This window comes from Streptomyces sp. DSM 40750 (assembly GCF_024612035.1).
Taxonomy (GTDB): domain Bacteria; phylum Actinomycetota; class Actinomycetes; order Streptomycetales; family Streptomycetaceae; genus Streptomyces.
Genome location: NZ_CP102513.1, coordinates 9,329,448 through 9,354,614 on the forward strand (window position 1 = coordinate 9,329,448; position 25,167 = coordinate 9,354,614).

The 25,167-nt window shown below is 72.4% G+C and carries 20 protein-coding genes; 14 read left to right on the forward strand and 6 right to left on the reverse strand.

The window, feature by feature from the left end; genetic code table 11:
* Positions 1–68: 68 nt before the first annotated feature.
* Entirely contained in the window at positions 69–1,889 is a 1,821-nt protein-coding gene (locus JIX55_RS40925; RefSeq protein ID WP_257568255.1) for a thiamine pyrophosphate-requiring protein, read from the reverse strand.
* Between the two features lie 226 nt (positions 1,890–2,115).
* Between JIX55_RS40925 and JIX55_RS40930 the strand changes: the two genes are divergently transcribed.
* Positions 2,116–2,910 (forward strand): RNA polymerase sigma factor SigF, encoded by a 795-nt coding sequence (locus JIX55_RS40930; RefSeq protein ID WP_257568256.1) that lies wholly within the window; start codon positions 2,116–2,118, stop codon positions 2,908–2,910.
* A gap of 93 nt (positions 2,911–3,003) precedes the next feature.
* Here the strand turns inward: JIX55_RS40930 and JIX55_RS40935 are convergent, their stop codons facing one another.
* Positions 3,004–4,113, reverse strand: a complete 1,110-nt coding sequence (locus JIX55_RS40935; RefSeq protein WP_257568257.1) for a PAS domain-containing protein — start codon at positions 4,111–4,113, stop codon at positions 3,004–3,006.
* Positions 4,114–4,224: 111 nt separating this feature from the next.
* On the opposite strand from JIX55_RS40935, the gene JIX55_RS40940 reads away from it, so the two are divergent.
* The 4 genes from JIX55_RS40940 (at position 4,225) to JIX55_RS40955 (ending at position 8,737) form a co-directional block, all read left to right on the forward strand.
* Entirely contained in the window at positions 4,225–4,941 is a 717-nt protein-coding gene (locus JIX55_RS40940) for an ANTAR domain-containing response regulator (protein WP_257568258.1), read from the forward strand.
* Between the two features lie 263 nt (positions 4,942–5,204).
* The gene (locus tag JIX55_RS40945; RefSeq protein ID WP_257568259.1) at positions 5,205–5,966 is read left to right on the forward strand and encodes a hypothetical protein; all 762 of its coding nucleotides are present in this window, start codon (positions 5,205–5,207) and stop codon (positions 5,964–5,966) included.
* Between the two features lie 308 nt (positions 5,967–6,274).
* Entirely contained in the window at positions 6,275–7,492 is a 1,218-nt protein-coding gene (locus tag JIX55_RS40950; protein WP_257568260.1) for an aminotransferase class I/II-fold pyridoxal phosphate-dependent enzyme, read from the forward strand.
* A gap of 132 nt (positions 7,493–7,624) precedes the next feature.
* Positions 7,625–8,737, forward strand: a complete 1,113-nt coding sequence (locus JIX55_RS40955) for an MBL fold metallo-hydrolase (RefSeq protein WP_257568261.1) — start codon at positions 7,625–7,627, stop codon at positions 8,735–8,737.
* 126 nt (positions 8,738–8,863) lie between these two features.
* On the opposite strand, the gene JIX55_RS40960 is transcribed toward JIX55_RS40955, so the two are convergent.
* Positions 8,864–9,478: a DedA family protein gene (locus JIX55_RS40960; RefSeq protein ID WP_257568262.1), complete on the reverse strand. Its 615-nt coding sequence runs from the start codon at positions 9,476–9,478 to the stop codon at positions 8,864–8,866.
* 34 nt (positions 9,479–9,512) lie between these two features.
* Positions 9,513–10,286 (reverse strand): MBL fold metallo-hydrolase, encoded by a 774-nt coding sequence (locus JIX55_RS40965; RefSeq protein WP_257569651.1) that lies wholly within the window; start codon positions 10,284–10,286, stop codon positions 9,513–9,515.
* Positions 10,287–10,365: 79 nt separating this feature from the next.
* Here JIX55_RS40965 and JIX55_RS40970 point away from each other — a divergent pair, with 79 nt between their 5' ends.
* From JIX55_RS40970 to dnaK, 7 genes are all read left to right on the forward strand, one after another.
* A complete protein-coding gene (locus JIX55_RS40970) occupies positions 10,366–10,854 on the forward strand; it encodes a hypothetical protein (RefSeq protein ID WP_257568263.1) in 489 nt (162 codons plus the stop codon).
* A gap of 300 nt (positions 10,855–11,154) precedes the next feature.
* Entirely contained in the window at positions 11,155–13,281 is a 2,127-nt protein-coding gene (locus JIX55_RS40975) for a phage holin family protein (protein ID WP_257569652.1), read from the forward strand.
* Positions 13,282–13,373: 92 nt separating this feature from the next.
* Complete coding sequence (locus JIX55_RS40980; protein WP_257568265.1) at positions 13,374–14,435, forward strand: ATP-binding protein; 1,062 nt, start codon at positions 13,374–13,376, stop codon at positions 14,433–14,435.
* Positions 14,432–16,252 carry a vWA domain-containing protein gene (locus JIX55_RS40985; RefSeq protein ID WP_257568266.1) on the forward strand — a complete coding sequence of 607 codons (1,821 nt, stop codon included), beginning with the start codon at positions 14,432–14,434 and terminating at the stop codon, positions 16,250–16,252. The genes JIX55_RS40980 and JIX55_RS40985 overlap by 4 nt, the downstream gene beginning before the upstream one ends.
* A gap of 75 nt (positions 16,253–16,327) precedes the next feature.
* Positions 16,328–16,753, forward strand: coding sequence for an OsmC family protein (locus JIX55_RS40990; protein ID WP_257568267.1), 426 nt, complete (start codon positions 16,328–16,330; stop codon positions 16,751–16,753).
* A gap of 128 nt (positions 16,754–16,881) precedes the next feature.
* On the forward strand, positions 16,882–19,503 hold the full coding sequence (locus tag JIX55_RS40995) for a patatin-like protein (protein ID WP_257568268.1): 2,622 nt from the start codon (positions 16,882–16,884) through the stop codon (positions 19,501–19,503).
* Positions 19,504–19,594: 91 nt separating this feature from the next.
* Entirely contained in the window at positions 19,595–21,466 is a 1,872-nt protein-coding gene (gene dnaK, locus JIX55_RS41000) for a molecular chaperone DnaK (RefSeq protein ID WP_257568269.1), read from the forward strand.
* A 45-nt stretch (positions 21,467–21,511) separates the two neighbouring features.
* Here the strand turns inward: dnaK and JIX55_RS41005 are convergent, their stop codons facing one another.
* Positions 21,512–22,375, reverse strand: a complete 864-nt coding sequence (locus tag JIX55_RS41005; RefSeq protein ID WP_257568270.1) for a helix-turn-helix domain-containing protein — start codon at positions 22,373–22,375, stop codon at positions 21,512–21,514.
* Positions 22,376–22,720: 345 nt separating this feature from the next.
* On the opposite strand from JIX55_RS41005, the gene JIX55_RS41010 reads away from it, so the two are divergent.
* The gene (locus JIX55_RS41010; RefSeq protein WP_257568271.1) at positions 22,721–23,149 is read left to right on the forward strand and encodes a hypothetical protein; all 429 of its coding nucleotides are present in this window, start codon (positions 22,721–22,723) and stop codon (positions 23,147–23,149) included.
* A gap of 19 nt (positions 23,150–23,168) precedes the next feature.
* Here the strand turns inward: JIX55_RS41010 and JIX55_RS41015 are convergent, their stop codons facing one another.
* On the reverse strand, positions 23,169–24,014 hold the full coding sequence (locus JIX55_RS41015) for a helix-turn-helix domain-containing protein (protein ID WP_257568272.1): 846 nt from the start codon (positions 24,012–24,014) through the stop codon (positions 23,169–23,171).
* On the opposite strand from JIX55_RS41015, the gene JIX55_RS41020 reads away from it, so the two are divergent.
* The gene (locus JIX55_RS41020) at positions 24,007–25,119 is read left to right on the forward strand and encodes an ADP-ribosylglycohydrolase family protein (RefSeq protein ID WP_257568273.1); all 1,113 of its coding nucleotides are present in this window, start codon (positions 24,007–24,009) and stop codon (positions 25,117–25,119) included. The two genes, JIX55_RS41015 and JIX55_RS41020, sit on opposite strands and share 8 nt — an antisense overlap.
* The last annotated feature ends 48 nt before the right edge of the window (positions 25,120–25,167 follow it).

Below are 25,167 nucleotides of genomic sequence, written 5' to 3' on the forward strand. Positions count from 1 at the left end.
AGCTGCTCCTGGGCTGGAGCCGCGGGTCCTACGCCGTATGACGTGGACGCGCTTCTCCCGTACGAAACCTACTTCCTGTCCCTGCTCTTCTCCTTGTGGCTCTCCTTGTGGCCCGGCAGGAACTCCTGCATCTTCGCCTTGAAGCCCTGCTTGACTATCGACGCCCGGTCGGCGTCGCCCTTGAGGATCGAGGCGGCCGTGGCCTCCATCTGCTCCCAGGTGGCGTGCGGCGGGATCGGCGGCACGGCCGGATCGGTGAGGAACTCGACGACCGCGGGGCCGTCGGCCGCCAGGGCCGCCCGCCAGCCCGCCTCGACGTCCTCGGGCTTCTCGACCCGGATGCCGGTCAGACCCAGCGAGCGCGCGAAGGTGGCGTACTGGACGTCCGGCAGCTCCTGCGAGGGCAGGAAGGACGGCTCGCCGCCCATCGCCCGCAGTTCCCACGTCACCTGGTTGAGGTCATGGTTGTTCCAGACGGCCACCACCAGCCGCGGATCCTCCCAGCGGTCCTTGTACTTGGCCGCCGTGATCAGCTCCGCCATGCCGTTCATCTGCATCGCGCCGTCTCCGACCAGGGCGATCGCCGGACGGTCCGGGTGGGCGAACTTCGCGCCGATCGCGTACGGCACCCCGCAGCCCATCGTCGCCAGCGTGCCCGACAGGGACCCCCGCATGCCGTCCCGCATCGTGATGTGCCGGGCGTACCAGTTCGCCGCCGAACCCGAGTCCGAGGAGATCATCGCGTCGCCCGGCAACAGCGGGTCGAGGGCGTGCGCCACGAGCTCCGGGTTGATCGGGTCGGCCGACAGCTCCGCGCGCCGCGCCGTCACCTCGCGCCAGCGCGCCACGGCCGCGCACACCTCGTCGTACCACTCGCGGCCCCGCTCCGGATCGATCAGCGGGATCAGCCGCTCCAGCGTCGCCTTCGCGTCCCCGACCAGGTTCACCTCGTACGGGTAGCGCATCCCGACCATGTGCGGGTCGAGGTCGATCTGGACGGCCCGCGCCTTGCCGTAGTCCGGCAGGAACTGCGAGTACGGGAAGGACGAGCCGATGGTCAGCAGCGTGTCGCAGTCGCGCATCAGCTCGTACGAGGGGCGGGTGCCCAGCAGGCCGATCGAGCCGGTGACGTACGGCAGTTCGTCGCTCAGGGCGTCCTTGCCGAGGAGCGCCTTGGCGACGCCCGCGCCGAGCAGCTCGGCGATCCGCGCCACCTCGGCCCGGGCCCCGGCCGCACCCTGCCCGATGAGGATCGCGACCTTGTCCCCGGCGTTCAGGATCTCGGCGGCCCGCTCGACCGACTCCGTCGAGGGCACCGCCGTCCACGCGCCGCGGCCCAGGCTGGAGGGGACCATCTTGAACTCGTGGGTCGGCGCCGAGTAGTCAAGTTCCTGCACGTCACCGGGGATGATGACGGCCGTCGGCGCCCGGCGGGCGTACGCGGTGCGGATCGCCCGGTCGAGGACGTTCGGCAGCTGCTCGGGCACGGTCACCGTCTCGACGAAGTCCGAGGCCACGTCCTTGAACAGGGTGTGCAGGTCGACCTCCTGCTGGTACGAGCCGCCCATCGCGCTGCGGTGCGTCTGCCCGACGATCGCCAGCACCGGCACATGGTCCAGCTTGGCGTCGTACAGGCCGTTGAGCAGGTGGATCGCCCCCGGCCCCGAGGTCGCCGCGCACACTCCGAGCCGGCCGGAGAACTTCGCGTAACCGACCGCCTGGAACGCGGACATCTCCTCGTGGCGCGACTGGACGAACCGTGGCCGGTCCTCGGCCCGCCCCCAGGCCGCGAGCAGACCGTTGATGCCGTCGCCCGGATAGCCGAATACGTGTTCGACTTCCCAATCGCGCAGTCGCTGCAAGATGTGATCCGCGACCGTGATGCTCATACTGGACCTCCCGGGGTGTTTCCGCCCGAGTCACCCCGCGGCGAGAGGAAAAACCTGTGTGTGTTTGCCCCGCATGCTCCGGGGCAGGCGCATGGCAGTGCTTCGGACAGGAGGCACGTCCGTGGAAGAGGCGATGTTTCCATCACGGGTGTGCCGTCCCCTGTGCACGTCCGCGCCCCCACGGTGACCGTCCATCCCAGCACCATCAAGGGAGTTGCGACGCACCATGCGTACTCAGGCAAACGCGAAGCACCACCCTCACGACGACGCCCCCGACACCGCGGAGGCGTTCCGGAAGCTGGCCACGCTTCCCCCCGGCCAGCAGCGGGACGCTCTGCGTGAACAGATCATCGAAGCGTGGCTGCCCATGGCCGAACGTCTCGCGGGACGCTTCCGCAGCCGCGGCGAGAGCTACGAGGACCTGCGTCAGGTCGCGTCGCTCGGCCTGGTCAAGGCCGTCGACCGGTACGACCCCGAGCGCGGCAACGCCTTCGAGAGTTATGCGGTACCCACCGTCACCGGTGAGATCAAGCGGCACTTCCGGGACCACATGTGGACCCTGCACGTGCCGCGCCGGGTCCAGGACCTGCGCAACCGTGTGCGGTTCGCCAGCCAGGACCTGTCCCAGACGATTTCCGGCCGACGGCCCACCGTCGCGGAGATCGCGGCATACGCGAACATGAGCGAGGAGGACGTCCAGGTCGGGCTCGAAGCGCTGGAGAGCTTCACGGCGCTGTCGCTCGACGCGGAGCTGCCCGGGAGCGAGGACGGGTACTCGCTGAGCGACGCGCTGGGGGCGGCCGACCCCGCGCTCGACACGGTGGTGGACCGGGAGGCCGTGAAGCCTCGGCTGGCCGCGCTGCCGGAGCGGGAGCGGGCGATTCTGTACATGCGGTTCTTCGGCGACATGACGCAGAGCCGGATCGCGGAGCAACTGGGGATCTCTCAGATGCATGTCTCGCGGTTGATCAGCCGGTGCTGTGACCGATTGCGTGACCAGGTGATGAGGGATGCGGCGTAGCTCCGCCCGTTGAGCGGTCGGGCGCCATGGGGATGCCGGGTCCATCGCGGGCCGCGGGTTCGTTGTGGCTGGTCGCGCGGTTCCCCGCGCTCCCTACGGGGCCCGGCTGTCCATGGCCAGGGCGATGTGGCGGGACATCGTGTCCATCGCCTGGGCCTCCGCCATCGAGAAGGCCAGACGGGCTCCTGCGCGGAAGAGGGTGAGGACGGCCTTGATGTGGCCGTCCGGGGCCGGCAGGGGGACGGTCAGGAGAGATGTCACGTTCGCTCTGACCAGGACCGGGGCGCCGGAGCTGTCGTGGCCGAAGGCGTCGGGGTCGGCGGGGCGGATCTGCAGGGCGGGGGAGCCGCCTCGGGCGGCGTCGACGACGAGGGGGCAGGTGGCGGGGTTCTGGGACGTCAGGAGCTTCGCTTCTCCCTCGGAGGGGGCCAGGACCGTCGTACGTGTGAGGCCCGGGCCCACCGTGTCGGCGACCACCCAGTCGGCGAAGCGGTCGTGCAGGACGTGCGCCGCCCGGTCGAGGGCCGCCCCGGCGGGTGCGGTGAGCAGGGCCGTGGTCATGGCGTCCACCAGGTCCATGAGGGCCGCGTGGCGGGTGGTCTCGGTGAGGTTGGGCAGGGGGCGGCGGGGTTCGACGGTGGGCATCAGGTCGCCCGCCGGCTGCAGGGCGACGAGGACCGTGTTGCGCGGCTCGCTGCTGGGGCGCAGCGCGGTGAGCGTGGCGCGAACCGGTAGCGCGGGGCGCTGCTGGAGGTGGACGTTGAGGCTGCGGTCGCCCTCGCCCCGGGCCACGGCCGCCGCCTGGGAACGGAACGCCGCCCGGTCGGCGTGGGCGAGGAACCCGCTGAGCGGACGGCCCGTCGCATAGCCGGACCGTACGCCCGTGAAGGCGGTCGCGGCCTGGTTGAGGCGGCGCACCACCGTCTCCCGGTCCACCAACACCACGGGCAGGGGCAGGCATTGGAAGACGGCCTTCAACAACTGGTGTTCCTGGGCGGCGGACGAGGCGCCGCCCGAGGGGCCCGACGTGGTGAGCCGTTCGTACCAGGGCCACAACTGGTCGGCGACATGGTCGAGTTCGAAGATCGCCGCGTCCAGCACGGTCGGGAGATCACCGGTCGGCACCGAGCGGGCCGCCTTGAGCTCCGCGACGCGGCGTACGAAATCCGCGAGTTCCTCACCGAATTCGTCCGTCTGCGTCATGCGACGAACGTAACGCCTGGGAGGCGTCCAGGGGGACGGCCGGACCGATAGCGGGCGACTCGTTTTCCGCGCAGGTGAGCGGGAAGGCGACCGGAAGAGGAGGCGTGCACTATGCCGGAAACCGAACACCTCGGCCTTCTGGGCAGGGAATCACCGGAATCGGCGCATCCGGGCAGGAGGCTCTCCGAACTCGTCGAACAGGCCGCGCGCTGCACCAACGACTGCTGCGGCGCCAGCAGCCTGGTGTCCGACCGCGGCACCGAACGCTCCGCGGCGGTCACCCACCCCGACCTCGCCGGACTGGTCTCCGCCCAACTGCGCTCGGGCGACGGGCCGATCCCGGCCGCGCTGGAGCGCGGTGAGCCCGTCGACTCCGCCGACCTGCTGCGGGAGGAACGCTGGCCGGAGTACCGGGCCGTGGCCCTGCACGCGGGCGTACGCTCCAGCGTCACGCTCCCCTTCCGCCGCTCGGGCCTCACCGTGACCCTCAGCCTCTACAGCTTCCGCCCGCACACCCTGGACGGCGCCCCCCACGGCCCCGCCCGCGCCCTCGGCGACCTCGCCGCCACCTGCATCGTCCGCGACCGCTCCTACCGGGCCGCCCTCACCGAACTCGACCAACTCGGCGTCGCCCTGCGCACCCGCCCCGTCGTCGACCAGGCCTGCGGCATGGTCATGCACGTCCTCGGCTGCGACGCCGACACCGCGTTCACGGTCCTCCGCCGTATCTCCCAGGGCACCAACCGTAAGTTGTCGGACGTCGCGTCGGCGGTGGTGAAGAAGAGGGGCAGGGGCTTGGAAAGGGAGTTGGTCTCACTTTCCGACTGAGCCGAGCGGGGGCGCCCTGAGGCGCGGGGAACCGCGCGACCAGCCACGGTGGGCCCGCGGCCCGCAACGGACCGGCACTCCCACGGCGCCCATCGGCCCACCCCGGCGGAACGAAACGGCGGAGCGCACCGTCACCCGGTCGGCCGCCCCCGTCCCGCGAATGGTGCCCGGCGACGCGCGCCGCGCCGGGCTCGGCGCTCTGATGGACGCGGGGCACGGCGGTCGTGCCCCGCCCGCCGAAGCCGGCCGAAGGAGCCCCGCCCATGCGCCGCAGAGCCCGTGTCCTGTCCGCCACCGCCCTGATCGGTGCCGTCCTGGGCGCCGCCGCCCCGGCCGCGTACGCGGACTCGGCGGCCGAAGCGAGCCCGCAGACCGCCGATCCGGGCGGCACGCTCACGATCTCCGTCGCCTGCGGCCCGACCGGCGGCCCCGCCCCCGAATCCATCGACGCCAGTTCGCAGGCGTTCGAACAGGGCACCGTCACACTGCAACGCCTCCCCGGCGACGACGACTCCGGGGGCGGCCCCTCCTACGAGGGAACCGCCAAGATCGCGCCCGCCGCGGACTTCGAGGTCGGCCCCGACGAGGCGGGCTCCCCCACCGAGTGGGGCGTCGACGGCACCTGCCCGACGGCCCCCGGAGGGGAGGCCGAACAGTGGAACACCATCTTCAACGTCTCCCAGGGCGGCGAAGAGCACGACCCCACGGACCAGCCGACGCATCAGCCCACTGACGAGCCCGACTACCAGCTCAACGAACTCGACTACCAGCCCACTCACGAGCCGGACCACCAGCCCAACGAGCCCGACTACCAGCCCACCCACCAGCCGGAGCACCAGCCCACCCACCAGCCCACCCATCACTCCCCGCACCACACCGCGCCGGTCCAGCACGGCGTCCACGCGGGCGGCGGCGGTGCCTTCACCGACTCCGTCCCGGCCCTTGTCGCCGGCGGCCTCCTCATCGCGGGCGCGCTCGGCGCCGCCGTGCACCGACTGCGCCGCCGGGACCGGTGGACGCCATGACCACCCCGAACCATGACCGGCCCGAACCATGACCGGCCCGAACCATGACCGGCCCGAACCGTGACCGGCCGGAGTCGCGGACGGTCGCCCCACCCGGCGCCCGTCGCCGCTGTGACCGGCGCAACCCGTACGGGTGCCCATGGGGCCCGTGAGCCTGGGTACTGAGAGCCCGAGGGTGTGCACGGCGCCTTCCCTGGCACAACGCGTGGCACAACGGAGCACACCCTCACCCGTGGCGTGACGGGGGACGATCGACATCCCGGAGCGCGAAGCGCCGAACGAGGCACCACGACTGCGCGGAGGCACACATGCGGCGGACGGATCCGGAAGGGCACGGTCCAGTCCGCTTCGGCCCGCCCCTTCCCGCCCAGGGACTGCCCCTCCTGCCGGAACTGGCCTCCGTGCTCTCCGCCGCCGCGGCCCACCCCCACGCCGTACCCCCGGGCGGCTCTCCCGCGCTCCTGGACGCCGCCTGCGGCTACTGGGACCGGCGCGGACTGCCCACCGAACGGGACAGGGCCGTCGCCGCCCCCGGCGCCCCCGCCCTGCTCCTCGCGCTGACCGCCGCGATCGGCGGCGACGTCCTGCTCCCACGGCCCTGTGCCGCCTGGTGGGAGCCCCAGGCGCGGGCGCTGGGCAGATCCGTGTTCCATGTGGCCACGCCCGCCGAATGCGGGGGTGTGCCGGACCCGTACGCGCTCCTGGAGACCGTGCGCAGGATCCGGGCCGAGGGCGGCGACCCCCGGCTGCTCGTGCTGTGCGTCGCGGACGACCCGACCGCCACCGTGGCCCCGCCCGAGCTGGTGCACGAGACCATGGAGGCGGCCATGGGCGAGGGGCTGCACCTGGTCAGCGACGAGACCTGGCGCGACACCCTGCACGACCCGCACGACACCGTGCTGCTCAGCCCCGCCGAGATGCTGCCCGACCGGGTCACCGTCGTCACCGACCTCGCCGGCCCCTTCCTGCCGCCCGGCTGGCCCGCCGCCATTGCCCGTTTCCCGGCCAACGGGGAGGGGACGGGGCTGCGCGACCGGGTCCTCGATGTGCTCACCGCGCTCGGCGCCCGCGTCGCCACCCCGGTCGCCGCGGCCGCCGCGTACGCGCTCGACGAGCCCGCCCCCGTCACCGAACGGCTCGCCGCCGCCGTACGCCTGCACGGGCGGGTCGCCGCCGCCGCGCACCGGGCCGTGGTGACCGCCGGGGCGCTCGCGCTGCCGCCGCGCGCCGGTCGTCATCTGTACGCCGACCTGGCCCCGCTGCGCTCGGCACTCGCCGCGCACGGCGTCGGCGACGCCCAGGAGGCGGAGGACTTCCTCACCGCCCGGCTGGGGATGCCCGCGCCCGGCGGCCACCGGTTCGGGGACGACCTCGGCGAGCTGCGCGTCCGGCTGTCGACCGATACGTTCCTCGGCACCACCGACGCGGAGCGGGCGGAAGTCCTCGCCGCGCCGGATCCCCTGGAACTACCTCATGTGGAACGCGCCTTGACACTTTTCGGAGCGGCTTTCGAGGATCTTCGATGACGAGGGTTCTCCGGCCGACGCCGCCTCGACCAGCTTTTCGGCGACGTCAGTGACAGCCACCCTCAGCAACCTCTAGCGGCCTTCAGCGACGACGATCCTTCCTGACGACGCTCAGCGACGGGAGCCTCCTCGATGACGCAGCAGTCCGAGTCGACCCCCTCAGCGACCACCTCGGCGACGACCACCGAGGACACCTCCGCGACGACCACTGAGGACACCGACGACCCGGCGTCCATGTCACCGTCCACGTCACCCTTCGCCCGCCCCCTCACGCCCCCGCCGCTCGCCGAGCCCCGCCCGCTCGGCGAACGCCGCCGCTGGCCTCGGTCCTTCGCCGACCGGCTCACCACACCCCTGCCCGGCCTGAAGGCCTTCGCCCGCTTCGCCCGCGAGGGCTCGATCCGGCCGGGGGCCGAGGGCCTCGTCGACATCCCGCGACTGCCGTACGAGCCCGGCCCGTTGCCCCGCGTGGACACGCGTACCGTCGCCGTCTCCTGGGCCGGACACGCGAGTTGGGTGGTGCGGATCGGCGGGCTCACCGTCCTCACCGACCCCGTCTGGTCCCGCCGTATCCTCGGCACCCCCGCCCGGATCACCCCCGTCGGCATCGCCTGGGACGCGCTGCCCCGCGTGGACGCGGTCGTCATCAGCCACAACCACTACGACCATCTCGACGCCCCCACCACGTCCAGGCTCCCGCGCGACACCCCGGTCTTCGTGCCGGCCGGACTCGGCCGCTGGTTCCGGCGGCGCCGGTTCGGCCGCGTCACCGAGCTGGACTGGTGGGAGGCGGCCGAACTCGACGGCGTCCGCTTCGACTTCGTCCCGGCCCACCACTGGTCCAAGCGCACCCTCACCGACACCTGCCGCTCGCTGTGGGGCGGCTGGGTCCTCACGGCACCCGACGGGCATCGCCTCTACTTCGCCGGCGACACCGGCTACGGCCACTGGTTCTCCCTCATCGGCCGCCGCTACCCCGGCATCGACCTGGCCCTCCTCCCGATCGGCGCCTACGACCCCCGCTGGTGGCTCAGCGACGTCCACTGCGACCCGGAGGAGGCGGTACGCGCCTTCCAGGATCTGGGCGCCCACCGCATGGCCCCCATGCACTGGGCCGCGTTCGTGCTGTCGGCGGAACCGGTACTGGAACCCCTGACGCGGGTGAGGGCGGCGTGGACGGCGGCCGGGCTGCCGCGCGAGAACCTGTGGGACCTACCGGTGGGCGGATCCCGAGTACTGCCCTGACTCAGCTGTGGAGCACCCGCGCCCCGTCTTCAGGGGCGCGGGGCTGTGACATGTGCGGCTCCGCCGCGTGGGCGCGATCAACCACGACGAACCCGCGGCCCGCAACGCACACCAAGCCCCGAGCTCTCAGCGGACCACCCGTCGCCACACACTCGGCACCACACTGATCAGCAACGTCAACACAACCGCCGCCAACACCCCTTCCCACGGCTCCGCGAACAGCGACCCACCCAGAATGCCGATCAACTGATACGTCACGGCCCACGCGAGGCACGCCGGCAGATTCCCCCGCGCGAACCGCCGCAACGGCATCCTCGCCAGCAGACACGCCAGCATCACCGGAAGACGCCCGGCCGGCATCAGCCGGGACAGCACCAGCACGGTCACCCCGTGGGCGTCGAGCTTCGCCTGGGCCTGGGTCAGCCGGTCCTCCGGCGCCCGGCGGCGGATCGCCTCCAGCCAGCGCGAACCGTTCTTCGAGCCCATCCCGCGCCGCCCCAGCCAGTACAGCGCGACGTCCCCGAGGAACGCGGCGGCCGACGCCACCACGAACACCAGCAACAGCGCGAACGGCGCCGTCTGATGGAACGCCACCACGGCCGCCGAACTGACCAGCGCCCCCGTCGGCACCACCGGCACCAGCGCCCCGACGAGCACCAGCAGGAACAGCGTCGGATAGCCGATCGCCTGCTGCGTGGACTCGTGCGGCAGGGGGCTGCTCACGGCGGCCAGCACGATCACCGGATGTCCTCCCCGACCTCGGCCGGCCGCCGTCTCATCGCGCCGCTCCCGGCCGTACGCTCTCCCCGTGCCCGAGCCGGTGCACGGCCACCTCGGGGGCGCGTGCTGCGGCGAGGCGTACGAACTCCTCGCCGGGGGCGTGGAATTCATGGGGGCGCACGGCGTCCATGCCGATCGGCCAGTACGTGCCGTAGTGCACCGGCACCGCGCTCCGGGGCGCGAGCAGCGCAAGCGCCTCCGCCGCGCGCCCCGCGTCCAGATGGCCCTCGCCGAGGTACGGTCCCCAGCCGCCTACCGGCAGCAGTGCCACGTCGACCGGCCCGACCTCCTTGGCCATCGACTCGAACAGCCCGGTGTCCCCGGCGAAGTACGTCCGCGTGTCGCCCTCGATGACGTAGCCGAGCGCGGGCGAACGATGCGGCCCGACCGGCAGTCGCCGCCCGTCGTGCCGCGCGGGCACGGCGCGTACGACCAGGTCACCGACCCTGATCTCGTCCCCGGGCGCCACCTCGGAGAGCCGCAGATGCGCCAGCCTGCGCAGCCGCGGCACCTGGCGCGACGCGCCCTTCGGCACCACCAGCCGCGTACCCGGGGCGAGCCGGGCCAACGAGGGGACGTGCAGATGGTCGGCGTGCAGATGCGACACCAGCGCGACATCCGCGACCGCCGCCTCCGGCGGGGGCGGCGCACCCCGGCGCCTGCGCAGATGCGCGAGCCGGCGCGTGAAGAGGGGGTCGGTGAGCACCCGCGTGCCCGAGTCCTCCACGGTGCAGGTCGCATGACCCCACCAGGTGATCTCCACCGGCACTCCGTTCGCCTCCTTCACGCTACTCCCCCGAGCGTACGTGCTGGAGTAGGGTCTGCGGCCTGGGTCTGAGGGGGACACCGTGGGAGACAAGGGAGACAAGGGGGGCGCCTACGGTACGGCGTGCCCGGACGCGGCTCGCGGCTGTGGTGGAGCGGCCCCGCGTGGAGCCGTCGTGCGGGTCGCGGCCATAGCGAGCCTGACGCCGTTGGAGGAGCTGGAGGCCGATCCCTTCCTGGTCGACTCCCGCAGCCAGCACGCCATGTGCGCCCGCTGGGCCGCCGAGCGCGGCTATGTGGTGACGCGCGAGCTGCTCGTACGCGCTCTGCGCGCCGACCACGGCGCCCTGTGGGCCGACGTCGACGCCGGCCTCGTCGACCTCTTCGTCGCCCCCAGTCGCCGCGTCCTGGAACGCGCCCTCGCCTCCGTCGACGACTTCACCGCCGAGTGCGCCCGCCGCGGCATCCGCGTCGAGACCGTCGGCCACGCGGAACCCGCCTACGACGCCCAGATGAAGGCCAGCGTCCACCGCCGCCTGTCGATGCCGACAGCGGGCTACGACGGCCGTTGAGCTGTGGAGGCCGCGCCTTCCAAGCGCCGAATCACCTGGAAGGGGCGCGGGGCTGTGTCCATGTGCGGCTCCGCCGCGTGGGCGCGACCAGCCACGACGAACCCGCAGTCCGCAACGCACAGCAGGCTCCGAGCCGTTCCCGGACCGTGCCCCGCCCCTGCCGCGGAGCGCCCCCGTGCCACCCAGGACGCCGCTCCGGCGCTCGCACCCCTTGTGACAGGCTGGGCGCAGGACCAGGACGTGAGGTGGCCGGGCGTGGGCGGTGGGCGTTGGCGGAGGGTGCTGAGCGGGGTCTGGCGGATGCTGGCCGTGTGGGCGGTGTCCACGCTGACGATGCTGGTGCTCGCGGGGGCGCTGCCCGACTTCCGGCTGCAGTCCCGGACCGGTGAGAGCGCCACACAGATCGGAGTGACCGCGGCCCTGGGGGCCGGGGTGTTCGGCCTCCTGTCCTCGCTCGTGTGGCCGCTGCTGGTCCGGGCGTTGCTGCTCGTACCGGCGCTCGTTCTCGGCCTGCTCGTCTTCTTCCTCAACGGCTCGCTGCTCCTCGTCGCGCTGTGGATCAGCCCCTCCGGGCAGGGCGAGGCCGCGCCCGAGACCGCCGTGGTGGTCGCCGCGGTGATGTCCGCCGTCGCCTCCGCCACCGGCGGTGCCCTCGCCGTACGGGACGACGACGCGTACCGGCGCCGTCTGTACCGGCTGGCCGACCGCCGCCGCAGGCACGCCGAGGGCCGTCCGGGACCCGCCGGACCCGGCACCCTCTTCCTCCAACTCGACGGCGTCGGCCACGACGTGCTGGAGGCGGCGACGGAGAAGGGGCTCATGCCGACCGTGGCCACCTGGCTCGGCCGACCGTCGGACGGGACCTTGCGCCCCCGGCCCACCCACCGGCCCACCCACCGGCTCACCCCGTGGCGCACCGACTGGTCCAGCCAGACCGGCGCCAGCCAACTCGGCATCCTGCACGGCACCAACCACGACGTGCCGGCCTTCCGCTGGTACGAGAAGGACCGCCGGGAGGTGATGGTCTGCAACCGGCCCGCCAACGCCGCCGAACTCCAGCGCCGGGCCATCGACCGCACCGGCGACGGCGGACTGCTCACCGTCGACGGCGCCAGCCGCGGCAACCTCTTCAGCGGCGGCGCCGACCAGCTCGCGCTCGTCCTGTCGATCGCGGCCCGCCGGGGCAGGCAGAACCGCTCCCGCGCCGGGTACTTCGCCTACTTCTCCGACCCCGCCAACGCCGTCCGCACCGCCATGTCCTTCGTCGCGGACGTCCTGCGGGAGATCGGCCAGTCCACCCGCGCCCGGTTCGCCAAGCAGCGGCCCCGCGTCAAGCGCGGCGGGCTCTACCCGTTCATCCGCGCCTTCGCGACCGTCGTCGAGCGCGACGTCGTCGTCTCCGCGGTGATCGGGGACATGTTCGCCGGCCGCGCGGCGATCTACGCGGACCTGGTGGCGTACGACGAGGTCGCCCACCACTCCGGCCCGCACAGCCGGGACACCGCGAAGGTCCTCGAAGGCCTCGACCGTTCCCTCGCGCTGATCGCCCAGGTCGCCGAACACGCCCCGCGCGCCTACCGGATCGTGCTCCTCTCCGACCACGGCCAGAGCCCCGGCGAGACCTTCCTCGGCCGTTACGGCCTCACCCTCGGCAACCTGGTCCGCGCCGGCTGCGGCCTGCCCGTACCGCGCCGCGCCCAGCGCACCCACAGCGGCGCCGAGGCACGGGCGGCGGTACGGGCCGCGCTGCGCATCCCCGTGGAGGAGGGTGTGGAGGAGTACCGGCCGACGCGTCGCTCCGAGCCGATCGTCCTCGCCTCCGGCAACCTCGGCCTGGTCTCCTTCCCCGACGTGCCGCACCGGATGAGCCGCGAGGAGATCGACGCCCGCCACCCGGCCCTGCTCTCCACGCTCGCCAACCACCCGGGCATCGGTTTCGTCCTCGTCCGCAGCGAGGAGCACGGCGGTCTCGTGCTCGGCGCGCACGGCGCGGAGATCCCGGTCGACGAGCTGAGCGACGCACACCCGGGCCCCCTCGCCGACTTCGGCCCGGGCGCCGCCGAAGCCGTACGCCGCACGCACGGCTTCCCGCACGTCGCCGACATCATGGTCAACTCCTGGTACGACCCGGCCGACGGCGAAGTCCTCGCCTTCGAGGAACAGATCGGCTCCCACGGCGGCCTCGGCGGCTGCCAGGCCCGCCCCTTCCTCATGTCCCCGCTGGTGCTCTCCGACCCGGTGGAGGACGACGAGGAACTGGTCGGCGCTGAGCAGATCCACCGAGTACTGAGGCGATGGCTGCGCGAGGCGAACGGCCCCCAAGTACCCCTGGCCCACACCAGCGCGCCCCAAAGGGGCGCGGGGAACCGCGCGACCAGCCCCGACGAATCCGCACCCGCCGAAGAACAGAACCCGGCAGACGCCTAGGCACCCGCCCCACAGAAAATCGGCTGCGCTCCCGCGAAGAGGTCACCCACACTGTTCGCATCGTCCGGAGGACAACCCCAGGAGCCCCCGCCTTGCAGGCAGTCGCCACCGTCACCCCTTCCCGTCTCCCCGAGTTGCTTCTGGGCCTCGCCACCGTGCGCCCCGTCTTCGTCTGGGGCGCCCCCGGCATCGGCAAGTCCTCCCTGGTCAGGTCCTTCGCGGAGTCGCTGGGCCTGGAGTGCGTGAGCCTGCTCGGCACGCAGCTCGCGCCGGAGGACCTGATGGGCGTACCGCAGATCCGTGACGGGCGCTCGGTGTTCTGCCCGCCGGAGGCGATCGCCCGCGACGAGCCGTACTGCCTGTTCCTGGACGAGCTGAACGCGGCCACCCCGGATGTGCAGAAGGCCTTCTACTCCCTGATCCTGGACCGGCGTATAGGCAACTACGAGCTGCCGAAGGGGTCGATCGTCATCGGCGCCGGCAACCGTGCCACCGACAACGCCCTCGCCCGCCCCATCGCCTCCGCCCTGGTCAACCGCCTCACCCACGTCCATCTGGAGGCGTCGGCGAAGGACTGGCTGGCGTGGGCCGCGGGCAGCGGCATCCACCCCTGGATCCTGGACCACCTCACCGACCGCCCGGACCACCTGTGGTCCAAGCCGCCGAAGACCGAGGAGCCGTTCTCCACGCCCCGCTCCTGGCACATGCTCTCCGACGCGCTGCACTCCTTCGGGCGCGACCTCGACGAGGAGACCCTGAAGGTCCTCGCGCACGGCACACTGACACCCGCGCACGCGGTCGCCTTCTGCGGTTACGTCAAGATCGTCCGCAGCCGGTTCGGCATCGAGGCGATCCTCAAGGGAGAGGCCGGCTGGCCCCACCGCGTGGAGGACCGCGACCTGCTGTACTACCTCGCCGACTCCTTCCGCGGCCGGCTGATCAAGGAGCTGCCCGCGAGCAAGCAGCACATGTCGGAGAACGGGCGGCAGACCGCGTACCGCGCCAAGTCCCTGCTGGTGCAGCTCGCCGAGATCTCCGTCGAGGTCGCCCAGACCGTCATCGCCTCCGACGCCGACGGCAACCCCGTACTGCCCGCCTGGTTCCTCGTCGAGGCGGCCCGGGACATGCCCCGGCTGGTGGAGGCGCGGCGGTGAGCCGGGCCGGCGGGAAGAGGCAGCAGGGCAAGGGGAAGAAGAAGCGGGACCTCGCCACCGAGGCGTTCGAGGCGGGGATGGCGATGGTGCGGGCCAACCCCGCGCTGCGGGCCGTCGGGTTCGCCACGTGCCGTCAGGAGGAGTGCGACCTGGCGCCCCGCGACGGCCTCGTCCGGGTCGACTCCGAGGGCATGGTGCACGCACACCCCGACCGGCTGGCCGCCCCCGAGGCCTGGGCCTGGGCCGTCGCCCACGCCGCCATCCATCTCGGCTTCGGACATGCCCCGGTGGCCAAGGGCGAGCGCGAGCAGCCGGACCGCTTCGCCCTCGCGGCCCGCTGTGTGGTCGTCAACCGCTTCCTGCTCACCTTCCCCATCGGCCTGACGCCCGAGAACCTGCCCGCCACCTATCCGGACGGCGACGAGGAGCAGCTCGCCGCCCGCTGGCGCCGCGACGGCCTCCCGACGGCGTACGAGCGCTGCGGCACGGCCGGCGGGGAACACGACCTGCTGCTCATGCCCTGGGAAGGTGGCTGGGGGCAGGCCCAACCCCCGGACTGGCAGCTCGCCTTCGCGCACGCCCTCACCCGCACCATGTCCGCCGCGATGGACATGGCGGGCGGCCGCCGCGACTCCCTCGACGACGAGGCGACCCGGAAGCGGCCCTGGGAGAAGGCGTTGAGCTGGTTCATCTCCTCCTACCCGCTGCTCGGCGGCATCGCGGCCGGCATCCGGATCGTCGCCGACGCCGAACTCGCCCACGCCCACGGCATCGCCATCGCGGCCGTCGACGCGGAGGCCGGCGAGATCTACATCAACCCGCTCCGCCAGTTCGAGGACGAGGAATGGCGGTTCATCCTCGCCCACGAGATGCTGCACGCCGCCCTGCGCCACGGCGACCGCTGCGGCACCCGCGACCCGTATCTGTTCAACATCGCCGCCGACTACGTCATCAACGACTGGCTGCGCGAGATGCAGGTAGGGACCATGCCCGACGGGCTGCTGTACGACGCCGCGCTGGCCGGGCTGTCGGCCGAGGAGGTGTACGACCGGATCGTCGGCGACCTGCGCCGGATGCGCCGGCTGTCCACCCCGCGCGGCAAGGGCGCCGGTGACATCCTCGGCGGCCCGCTCGGCTCGCCCCGCGACTACGTGGACCTCGACGAGTTCTACCGCCGGGGCCTCGCCCGGGGATTCGACCTGCACGAGCGGCAGGAGCGTGGCCTCCTGCCCGCCGGTCTGGTCGAGGAGATCCGAGCCCTGAGCCACCCGCCGCTGCCCTGGGACGCCCAACTCGCCCGTTGGTTCGACGAGTTCGTGCCCAGCCCGCAGGCCGCACGGACCTACGCGCGCCCCTCGCGCCGCCAGTCGGCCACCCCCGACATCCCGCGCGCCGGACGGTACTTCCCGCCCGAGGAGATCGCCCGCTGCACCTTCGGCGTCGTCCTCGACACCTCCGGTTCCATGGACCGGGCGCTGCTCGGCAAGGCGCTGGGCGCGATCGCCTCGTACGCCGCGGCCCGTGACGTACCCGCCGCCCGGGTCGTGTTCTGCGACGCGGCCCCGCACGACGCGGGCTTTCTGCCGGTCACCGAGATCGCCGGGCGCGTCCGCGTCCACGGGCGCGGCGGCACGGTGCTGCAGCCGGGCATCGACCTGCTGCACCGGGCCGACGACTTCCCGCCCGGCGCGCCCGTTCTCGTCATCACGGACGGCTGGTGCGACGTCCTGCGGGTGCGGCGCGAGCACGCCTATCTGATTCCACAGGGTGCTCGCCTGCCGTTCACCGCGCGTGGGCCGGTGTTCAGAGTGAGATGAGCCTCGGAGGCGCCGGAGTGTGATCGGATGGGGGTCACGGAACCCGGCGACGGGACCCCACAGAAAGGACTCATCGTGGCAACCACGCGCACCGCACACACGGTCTGGGAGGGCGAGCTCCTCAAGGGCAGCGGCACCGTCACCTTCGACTCCTCCGGCATCGGTTCGCAGCCGGTGTCGTGGCCGTCGCGCGCGGAGCAGGCGAACGGCAAGACCAGCCCCGAGGAACTGATCGCGGCCGCCCACTCCAGCTGCTTCTCCATGGCGCTCTCCCACGGCCTCACGGGCGCGGGCACCCCGCCCACCCGGCTGGAGACGAAGGCCGACGTGACGTTCCAGCCCGGCGAGGGCATCACCGGCATCCACCTCACCGTCCGCGGCGAGGTCCCCGGCCTGGACGCGGCCGGCTTCCAGGAGGCGGCCGAGGGCGCCAAGAAGAACTGCCCGGTCAGCCAGGCCCTGACCGGCACGACCATCACCCTGACGGCCGAACTGGCCTGACCCGCGGGTCCCGACGCCGGACAGGTCGCCTCTCCAGGGCACTTGTCCGGCTGTCGCGGTGATACGGCTCCCGAGCGGACGCCGCCGTCCCGGATGCGCGGGTGGCCCGTAGCGAGCACATTGAGCGCATGGGTGACGACGAACGGTCCGGAGCCGACGTGGAGCTTCGGCTGGCGGTGGCCTTCACCGGCGGCCTCAGCCTCGCCGTGTGGATGGGCGGCGTGGCCAGGGAACTCAACCTTCTGACGACGGCCGCGCGTGCGGCCCCGACGGACTCGCCCGACGGACTCGTCCGCGCCCGCTACAAGCAGCTGCTCGATCTGCTGCGGCTCGACGTCAGCGTCGACGTGCTCTCCGGCACCAGCGCCGGCGGGATCAACGCGGCCGTCCTCGGACTGGCCAACCGACGCGGCTGCGACCTGGGCGGACTGCGGTCGCTGTGGCTGGACGAGGGGGCGCTGGGCAGTCTGCTGCGCGACCTCTCCGAGCCGGCGCCGACGTCCCTCCTCAAGGGCGAGGACGGCCTGCTGAAAGGGCTGGACAAAGGGCTGCGGGCGGTGCTCGGGGCACCCGTCGACGGGCTCGACGGCGGCGTCCACACGGGCGGCGACCCGGATCCCACCCAGGTCTTCATCACCACCACACTCCTGGACGGCATGCCGCGCCCCTTCCGGGACGACTACGGCAGCGTCCTCCGCGACACCGACCACCGGGGACTGTTCCGGTTCACCTCCACCGATCTCGCCGACGACCGGGTGCTCGGACCGCTCGCCCGGGCGGCCCGCTCCAGCGCCTCCTACCCCGTGGCCTTCGAGCCCGCGTACATCCCCACTGGCGACCCCACGCACGAGCGCCCCGACATGAGCCCGTACCTGCCCCGGCTGCCCCGGACGCAGTTCTGCGCCGACGGCGGGCTGCTGGCCAACCGGCCGATCGGACCGGCCCTGCAGGCGGTCTTCGACCGGCCGGCGAGCCGCGAGGTGCGCCGGGTCCTCGCCTACGTCGTCCCGTCGCCCGACGGCGAGTCCGGCTCCCCCGCCCCGACCCCGCCCCCGCGGCCCGACGCGGTGCCGCCGCTGGGTCCGACGCTGCTGAAGGTCTTCGGCGTCGTCACCTCACAGACCGTCAGCGCCGAGCTGAGCGCCCTCGCCGCCCACAACGCGCGCGTCACGAGCCGGCTGCGGGCCGAGACGAGGCTCGCCCGGATGGCGGCGAGGGGCGCCGACCTCGGCGGCGACGACCTCCACCGGGAACACCGCGACGTCCATGTCCGGGCCCTGGCCCGCACGGTCGCCGACGAGACCCTGGGCCAGTTGATCGCCAGGGGAGCCACTTCGAACGGCCGACCGGTCGGTTTCGGCGCGGACCTGGAGCGGTTGACGGCCGCGGCGGTCGCCGTGATCGAGAGCGGCGATCCACCGCCGGCGACCCTGCCGGAGGGCGACGCGCTCTTCCGCGCGCTGGGCCGGTTCGGCCGGCCGCTGCTCGACGTGGCCAAGGCCACCGTGCTGCGGCTGCTCCGGGAGAGCTGTGTCGGGGCGTCGGGGGACACACGGGCGGAGGCGGAGCGACGGGTCGGACGCGTGCACGCCGCCGTGCCCGCCCGCACCGATCTGATCCTGCGTACGCGGATCCGGTCGGCCGTGGAGACGGCGCTGGGCGGCGCCCCGGCGGACCCCGATCCCGTGGGCGCCGTGACCCGGGCACCCGGCTGGGTGGACGCCGTCGCCGCGCAACTGCCGTCCGAGAGTGAGCTGCGGCTGCTGACGAAGGCCTGGTCGACGATGGTCGCCGCCATTCTGGAGACGCGGTCGCTGACTCTCGGGGCGGAGGGCGGCGCGGGGGACGAGGACGCGGAGTGGCGGATTCTGCTGGCCTGTCTGACCGGGTCCGATCCGGAGCGTCCGCTGCCGGCCGATGAGGTGGCCCGGCGGCTGGCCGATCTGCTCGCAGCCCAGCGCGTGATCTTTCCGGAGGAGCCCGCCGCCCGCCAGCGCGTGGAGCTGGTGCAGATGAGTGCCGACACCCGGACCCTGCTCGACGAGACGCGCCGGCTCGCCGCCGCGAAGCTCACCGGTCTGCAACTCCATCACTTCGGCGCCTTCTTCAAGAGGTCATGGCGGGCCAACGACTGGATGTGGGGACGACTGGACGGTGCCGGCTGGCTCGTCCACGTCCTGCTCGCCCCGAAGTGGCTGAAGCGGCTCGCGGAGGAAGGGGTGCCCGTCGAGCGGCGGCTGAGGGAGATCGCGGGTCCCGGAGAACCGCCCGGGGTGTTCACCACCGGGCGCGAAGGGGAGCCCGCCGAGCTGGGCTTCCTCACGGCCGGCGGCGACGCCGAGCTGCCCGACAGCCTTCCGCTGACGTCGATGTGGGTGGCCGCCGGTCTGCAACGGCTGATCGTGGCCGAGGAGCTACCCTGTGTCGCCGCAGAGGCCGAGGCCGACCAGAAGGCGGGTGGCGCCCGCGCCGCGGACGGCTTCCTGGAGCTCTACCGCAAGCGGTACCCGGGCCCCGCCGAGCAGGTCGATCCGGAAACCGTCGAGGAACTCCTCGACGCCTGCCGGATCTCGGCGGAGACCTACACCGGCGAGAAGGACAGCAAGCTGCTGAAACACACCGTCTCGCACGCCGCCGTGGTGACGGCGAACGCGGTCGGCACGGCGGTCGACCGGTGGTCCTGGCGCCTGCTCTTCGGCACGGTCAGCGGGACACTGCGCCTCCTGCACGCGGTCCGCAGACGCTCCTAGACCGCCGCACGCCCCATTGACAAGAGCCCACTCAAGTTTTGTGCTGGAGGTGGGAACACACCTGGCGGAACCTTGCGGGAAGGAGACGGCGATGGCACGTGCGGTCGGGATCGATCTCGGTACGACGAACTCGGTGGTGGCCGTACTGGAGGGCGGCGAAGCGACCGTCGTCGCCAACGCGGAGGGGCAGCGGACAACACCGTCCGTGGTGGCGTTCGCCAAGAACGACGAGGTCCTCGTGGGCGAGGTCGCCAAGCGGCAGGCCGTGACGAACGTGGAGCGCACCGCCCGTTCCGTCAAACGCCATATGGGGGACGGGAGTTGGCGCTTCCCCGAGCAGGGGTCCGTGGACGGCACCCGCTACCGGGCCCAGGAACTGTCCGCGCGCGTCCTGCAGAAGCTGAAGCGGGACGCCGAGTCGTATCTCGGGGAGGACGTCACCGACGCCGTCATCACCGTGCCCGCGTACTTCGACGACGCCCAGCGGCAGGCGACCAAGGAGGCGGGGGAGATCGCGGGCCTGAAGGTCCTGCGGATCATCAACGAGCCCACGGCCGCGGCCCTCGCCTACGGCCTGGACCGGGGCGAGGAGCAGACCGTCCTCGTCTTCGACCTCGGCGGCGGCACCTTCGACGTCTCGCTCCTGGAGATCGGCGACGGGGTCATCGAGGTCAAGGCCACCAACGGTGACACACACCTCGGGGGTGACGACTGGGACCAGCGGGTCGTCGAGTACCTCGTCAAGAAGTTCAAGGGGCAGTACGGCATCGACCTCGGCAACGACAAGATGGCGCTGCAACGGCTGCGCGAGGGCGCCGAGAGGGCCAAGATCGAGCTGTCGAGCTCCTCCGAGACGTCCATCAACCTGCCGTACATCACCGCCTCCGGTGAGGGGCCGCTCCACTTGGAAGAGAAGCTGACGCGCACTCAGTTCCAGGAGCTGACCGCCGACCTGCTCGATCGCTGCAAGACGCCCTTCCACCAGGCCGTCAAGGACGCGGGGGTGAAGCTCGCCGTGATCGACCATGTCATCCTCGTCGGCGGCTCGACGCGGATGCCCGCCGTGACCGACCTGGTGAAGGAACTCACCGGCAAGGACCCGCACAAGGGCGTGAACCCCGACGAGGTGGTGGCCGTGGGCGCCGCGCTCCAGGCGGGTGTCATCCGCGGCGACGTGAAGGACGTGCTGCTCCTTGACGTCACCCCGCTGTCCCTGGGGATCGAGACCAAGGGCGGCATCATGACGAAGCTGATCGAACGCAACACGACGATTCCCACCCGCCGTTCGGAGATCTTCACGACGGCGGCCGACAACCAGCCGTCGGTCGGCATCCAGGTCTACCAGGGCGAGCGCGAGATCGCGGCGTACAACAAGAAGCTGGGCGTCTTCGACCTCACCGGACTGCCGCCGGCGCCGCGCGGGGTGCCGCAGATCGAGGTGGCCTTCGACATCGACGCGAACGGCATCATGCACGTGTCGGCGAAGGATCTGGCGACCGGCCGCGAACAGAAGATGACGGTGACCGGCGGCTCCGCCCTCCCCAAGGACGACATCGACCGCATGATGCGGGAGGCCGAGCAGTACGCCGACGACGACCGGCGGCGCCGCGAGGCCGCCGAGACCCGCAACCAGGCCGAGCAACTCGTCTACCAGACCGAGAGGTTCCTCCGCGACAACGAGGAACGCGTCCCCGCCGACACCCGCGCCGAGGTCGAGTCCGCCATCACCGACGTGAAGCGCCTCCTGGAAGCCCCCGAGGACACCGCCGCCCTCCGCACCGCCACGGAAAAACTGGCGACCGTCAGCCAACGCATGGGCCAGGCCATGTACGCGGCCGCCGCCTCCGGCAGCCCGGCCGACGAACCGAGCCCCGGCCCCGCCGAGGGCTCCTCCGAGGAAGAGGGCGTGGTCGACGCGGAAATCGTGGACGACGACAAGGATACGAAGGGGGGAGCGGCGTAGGGGCGGTCGCGGGGTCTGGACGGCTCGGCACCGCCGGGCCGGGCCTCAGTACGTGTCGCGGTAGCGCTCCAGGATCTCTCTCGTGTGCTCGGCGGACGCCGCGTGCGCGGCCATGTGGTCGAGGACCTCGAGGTGCAGGGCGACCTCGCCGCGGGAGTCGAGGTAGAGGGCGCCGGTGAGGTACTCGGTGTAGACCATGTCGGGGAGTTCGGGTTCGGCGAAGCGGAAGAGGGAGAAGGGGGCGTACGTACCCGGGTGGGGCCCGCTGGCGAACTCGGCGACCTGGAGGGTGACGTGGTCCTTCTCGGTGATCTTCAGAAGCCGGTCGATCTGGTCGCGCATCACCTGGGAGCGGATGCTCACCGGACGCATCAGGGCCGTCTCGTCCATGATGACCCAGAGGTGCGGAGGTTTCTCCTGGGTGAGGAGCTTCTGCCGGGCCATCCGCAGCGACACATGGCGATCGATCGTCTCGGGCCCCGTCTGGCCGACCGTCCCGGCCTCCATCACGGCCCGCGCGTACTCCTCCGTCTGCAGCATCCCCGGCACGAAGTGCGGCTCGTACTGCCGGATCAGATGCGCCGCACCCTCAAGGCTGACGTACACGCTGAACCAGTCGGGCAGCACATCGTGGAACCGCTGCCACCACCCGGGCTTGTTCGCCTCCTCGGCCAGCGTCACGAAGGCGGCGACGTCGTGCTCCGCGACGCCGTACGTCGTCAGCAGGACCTGGACGTACGGGATCTTGAGCGAGACATCGGCGGTCTCCATGCGCCGTACGGTCGCCGGGGCCACCCGCAGGACGCGTGCCGCCTCCTCACGCTTGAGCCCGGCGGCCTCGCGCAGTTCCTGCAGCCGTCTTCCGAGCACCACCTGACCCACGGTGGGCGCGGCCCGCCGCTCACTCACGCCACGCCTCCCCACGCGCCGAAGTATGCGAACAGTCTGTCATGTTCCGGTGGACATCTCACGGGGACGGCCGGAACGGGATGCCTCGGATTTCCCGCTCCCCGGAGAGATCGACGCGTCGATTCCGGCGACCCTCCGCCGCGACGACCCCACAGGGTAGGGGATGCCATGACTTCGGAGGTAATCGACCGCCGCACACCCCGCCCGGCAAGGTGATGTCACGGGTTCCGGGCCGACGCGCTCCGGTCCGGGAACCGGGACCGTGTTCCGCCGCCGTCCTTGCGGCTGCCCTCCCGGCCCTCCGCCGGATATCCCGACTGCGACCTCGACGGAGAGTGATTTGCCATGTCCATGTCCGCGTCCACGACCCAGCTCGCCCTGCTCGCCCGGACCACCGACCCCCGGACCATGCTGCGCCGCTTCCTGGCCGTGGACGCCGTGGTGACCGGAGCGAACGGGCTCGCCTATCTCTTCGCGGCCGGACCGCTCGGCCGGTTCCTCGGCGTCGACTCCGGACTGCTTGTCGCGCTCGGCGTCTTTCTCGCGGTGTACGCGGCCGGCGTCGGCCTGCTGGCCTCGCGCGAACGTCCGCCCGTGCTGCCCGTACGGGCCGTGATCGACGCCAACCTCGCCTGGACGGCCCTCAGCCTCGTCGCCCTGCTCGTGTGGCTGACGCCGAGCACGGCGGGCGCGGTGTGGACGCTGCTCCAGGCGCTGACCGTGGCCGGATTCGCGGCGGTCCAGTACATCGCCGTACGGGCGACCGGGAACTGATCGGCGGCCTGAGCGGGCGTCAGGCGATCAGTGAGTGAAGGTACTTGACCGTCGCCGGGTCGGCCGGGAGGAACGTCTCGATGGCCAGCTCGGACACGGTCACGTCCATGGGCGTATTGAACGTCGAGACCGATGAGATGAAGGAGAGCACCCGGCCCTCGTGCTCGATCCGCATCGGCAGCGCGAAGTAGGTACTCGCCTCCGCACCGGGACCCTCGCCGGGCTCGGCGTCGGGTGTCCCCGGCGGCAGCGGGTACCCCGCCACCTCCTCGTACAGCGTGCGCAGCGGCTTCGAGCGGTGCAGCGCGACCTGGCGTTCCATCTGCTCCAGCAGGTGCCCGCGCCAGGCGCGCAGGTTCTGGATGCGCGGCGCCAGGCCCTCGGGGTGGAGGGTCAGCCGCATCGCGTTGAGCGGCGGCACGAGCAGCGACTCGGGGACGCCGTCCAGCAGCATGGCGATGCCACGGTTGGCGGCCATGACGTCGTACGTCGCGTTCATCACCAGCGCCGGATACGGCTCGTAGCCCTGGATCAGCCGCTCCATGCCCTCGCGCAGGGCGGCCATCGCCGGGTCGTCCAGCGGGGTCTCCGGGTAGCGCGGGGCGTAACCGGCCGCGAGGAGCAGCGCGTTGCGCTCCCGTACCGGTACGTCCAGGTGCTCGGCGAGCCGCAGCACCATCTCCTCGCTCGGGCGGGAACGACCCGTCTCGACGAAGCTGATGTGCCGGGCGGAGGAACCGGCGCGCAGCGACAACTCCAGCTGGCTGACCCGCCGTTGCTCCCGCCAGGCCCGCAACAGCGGGCCCACGCCCTGGTCGGGAGGGGTGGTGGGACGGCCCGAGGTGCCGGTCGGGACAATGGTCATACGAAGAAACGTAGCCGAGGCGATCGAGGAGTGGCGCGTGTACAACCCGTGGAACCCGTCCTGGGAGGCGACGGCCGTCTACCGGGCACGGGTACGAGGGTGCCTGCTGGGCGGCGCGGTCGGGGACGCGCTCGGCTATCCGATCGAGTTCGCCTCGCTGCCGGTCATCCGGTCCACGCACGGCGACCGCGGCGTGACCGGGCTCGTGCCGGACGGCGAGGGCGTCGTGGGCCGGGTCAGTGACGACACCCAGATGACCCTCTTCACCGTCGAGGGGCTCCACCAGGCCCACGAGCACGAGCGGCTCAGGGGCGTCGACGGCGCCTGGTCCGACCTGGTCCGGGGCGCCTACGGCCGCTGGCTCGACACCCAGCGGCAGTCCGGCCCCGACCCGCGCGCCGTCTCCGGCCTCGCCGCCCAGCGCTGGCTGTACGCCCGCCGCGCCCCCGGCAACGCCTGCCTGTCCGGCCTCGCCCAGCCGTACCACGCCGAACCGGCCGTCCCGCCGGGGCGGCCCGGGCCGGTCAACCCGGACTCCAAGGGCTGCGGCACAGTCATGCGCTCGGCCCCCTTCGGGCTGGCCCGCGTCCCGGCCGAGACCGCGTTCGAGCGGGCCGTGCAAGGCGCCCGGATGACCCACGGCCACCCCACGGGGTACTACGCCGCCGGCGCCCTGGCCGCGATCGTCGCGTACCTGATGGCCGACGAGTCCCTGGAGGGCGCCGTGTTGCGCACCCTGCGGCTGCTCGCCCGTCACCCGGGCCACGAGGAGACCACCAACGCCCTGACCCGCGCCCTCGACCTGGCCGCCGAAGGCGCGCCCACGGCCGAGAAGGTCGAGTCCCTCGGCGCCGGCTGGGTCGCGGAGGAGGCCCTCGGCATGGGCCTGTACTGCGCCCTCGCGACGCACAGTGTCTCCGAGGCCCTGCTCCTCGCGGTCAACCACTCCGGCGACAGCGACTCCACCGGCTCCATCTGCGGCAACATCCTCGGCGCCCACTACGGCGACCACGGCCTGCCCCAGGAGTGGGTGGCGGCGACGGAGGGCCGCGCCGCGATCACCGTGCTGGCGGACGACTTCGCGGCGGAGTGCGTACGGATCTGACCACTGACCCCGTACGGACGGATCCGGTCGCGAACCGCCTGACCAGGG